This is a genomic window from Nostoc cf. edaphicum LEGE 07299, assembly GCF_015207245.1.
GTDB lineage: Bacteria > Cyanobacteriota > Cyanobacteriia > Cyanobacteriales > Nostocaceae > Nostoc > Nostoc edaphicum_B.
On the sequence record NZ_JADEXF010000910.1, the window covers coordinates 1 to 2,805 of the forward strand.

Consider the following 2,805-nt stretch of genomic DNA (forward strand, 5'->3'; position numbering starts at 1 on the left):
TCACCTACAAGTAGTGACACTGGCAACCGTAACTTTGATATTGTTGTTGAATTAGGAATCTGGAATAAACAGACTAAATTAGGCAAAGGTTTTGACTCTTCAACTGGTTTCACTCTTCCTAATGGCGCAGAGCGTTCTCCTAATGCTTCTTGGGTGAAAATTGAGCGTTGGAATGCTTTAACCCCAGAACAACAAGAAAAATTTGCCCCAATTTGTCCTGATTTTGTCGTAGAGTTGCGTTCTCGTACTGATTCCTTGAAAGAATTGCAAGAGAAAATGCAGGAGTATATCGAAAATGGCACTCAATTAGGCTGGTTAATTGATCGGAAAAACAAGCGAGTGGAAATTTATCGTCCAGGTAAAGATGTAGAAATATTAGACAATCCTGCTAGTTTATCTGGAGAAAATGTACTTCCTGCATTTGTGTTGGATTTACAGCAAATTATATAATTTTATTGATTAGGATAGATATAGCGCATTTCAAAGCGACTTTGTTCCCAAAGTGGTATTAAAGCCTGTTTAGCAGCATTTAACTGAGCTTGTGAAAAAGATATTCTACCATTTTCTATAATCCAAATAAATATCCGAGTGATTAAATCTGCCTTAAAACTATTCTCGTATTCACAATTATTTATTCTTGCAACTTGCCGATCCAAACAATCTATAGCATATTTAAAAGTCAAGTTTTTCCAGTCTGTGGAATTACTATAATTTTCTTCTTGGGTATTTTTCCACTCAACTCGCCGCAAATTTCCGAAAATATAGTCTATGCCTGTTATGGAAGAATCTGTGTTACGCACTAAATTTGTATAGGCTTGGTAATATGGTTTCAATAGTGAAGCTGCAATATTTTCCACATAGATATGTAGCCAAGATTGTATATCACGAAGATAAGGTACTAAATCTCTAATATTATCAATTTCTTTGATTGGCGCACGTTCACTTCTGTAATTTATTATTTTTGCTAGCAATTCAGATTCAGATAGTTGAGATTTGTTGGAGTAGTAATTAATAACCTTGGGGATATATTTATCTAATAACCACTTCTTGGTATGTCTAGCTGTCCAAGTTCCTCGTACTCCAATATCTTGCTGCAATAAGCTAAATTTAGCTGCTTCAATAGATTGTAAATTCACATTATTTAGTTCATAGAGTATGTTAACTTGATTGCTAGGTAATAAAGATAAATCTCTGTCAAATTTGGGAAAGATAAATGCATGATCGCGAATTCCTCGACTCACTCGAATTGATATATTTTTTCTATAGAATAGATGCCATTCTGACTTGCCTTTTTTGTAATCAAATTCCTTCGCAAACTGCTGCATTAACTCCCATAATTCTTGTCTTACAGAAAAAAGGATAAAACCACGAACTTGTGAAAAGTTTACAAGTTCAAAATCCCATGTTTCTAGAGCATTCTCAAATTCAATTATTGAGTTTTTATATTTTTGGCAAACTTCATCGATACACAAACACAAGTCTGTTGCTTCTAACTTTGATAATATAACTGTTATTTGACCCAAATGTACTGTAAAATTATTTTTATCTAATTCTTTTAAAAAACGACGACAACCCCAATCTGGATGAGTGTGTAATCCTGTCATTAATTGGCCTAAAATATCTTGATGATTTAAGTGAATTTTTAGACCTTTGAAAAGAATACTACTGAATTCTATTTGACAATTACCTTCACCAAAAGCTTTGGGTAAATTACAAGCGATCGCTACTTTTGGTTTAACAACAACTAAGCGGCAGTCTTCTTGCGTTATAGAAGGCTCAAAATCACATTTTTCTAAAAAAAACTGTAAATCTGGATGACGTATAATTAATTTTTCTATTAAGCTAAATTTAGTATATGTTATAATACTGGCTGTATTTTTATCGATGTTTTTAACTAAATCAAAATTGAGTTTATTATAAAAATTTGAGGCGACATCGTTATTTTTTAAGGTATCTATATTTATATCAAATACTAATTCTTCTCGATTGTAATGTAGACGCTGAAAAACATTGATATCATATCCATTGGTGACAATAAAAAATAGTGTTTTAAAATGATTACTATAAAATCTAGCTTGCTCAATAGCCTCATTTAACTTGGTTTTTTGCGGTTCTATCGCTTCTACAAAAATCAGTGATGTATCTGTATTTTGTTTTTTTACATCATCTGTTGCAAAATAAATCTGAGCAATTTCTGGATTCTTGGCGTAGGTTTCTGATTGATAGGTTTTTAAAGAGTATTCACGATGACATATCTCTGGATAGCAGAGATAGTGAAACATTGGCAAAATCAACTTTTCTTTTACATCATCTTTATTTTGCAAAACACGATGGTCAAAACCTTGTATCCATGTAATGAATTTTTTAATTGACTCTGGAATAGTCATCAGATAATCTACCTGCTTGTATAAATTTGCTATGCCTTATTTTGTTCGTGTAATTAGCAATTTATCAAGTCAGTTTGGATTATGTCGTGATTGTAGATACTAGAATGGAAGCATTCGGCTAAAACTTAACCTTGGCAAAACCTACACCATTGAAGAAGAAGTCAGAATTCAGAAGTCAGGAGTCAGAATAAAGATGCTTGTTCTGGCTCTTGAATTCTGTTTTGATAAAAGTTACTGCCTTTAGAATTAAACATTTGGTGAAAATCAGGTAGGCAAAATTAATTAATTGTGTATAACAATAATTTTGGGCAACAGATAACATAATAGATTGCTGAAGATATCTATTAGACAAGAAGAAGTTTGGAGTCAGAATATAGAATTTCCCTGACTCTCTGAACTTCGTTATGCCCAATATATC

The 2,805-nt window shown here is 32.4% G+C and carries 2 protein-coding genes; one reads left to right on the plus strand and one right to left on the minus strand.

From position 1 onward, the window contains the following. Nucleotides 1-450 (plus strand): Uma2 family endonuclease (locus IQ229_RS22490; protein WP_194047550.1); only part of this gene is annotated, 450 nt, incomplete at its 5' end. A gap of 2 nt (nt 451-452) precedes the next feature. Here IQ229_RS22490 and IQ229_RS22495 read toward each other — a convergent pair. Further along, nucleotides 453-2,387, minus strand: a complete 1,935-nt coding sequence (locus tag IQ229_RS22495; protein WP_194047552.1) for a hypothetical protein — start codon at nt 2,385-2,387, stop codon at nt 453-455. Nucleotides 2,388-2,805: the final 418 nt, after the last annotated feature.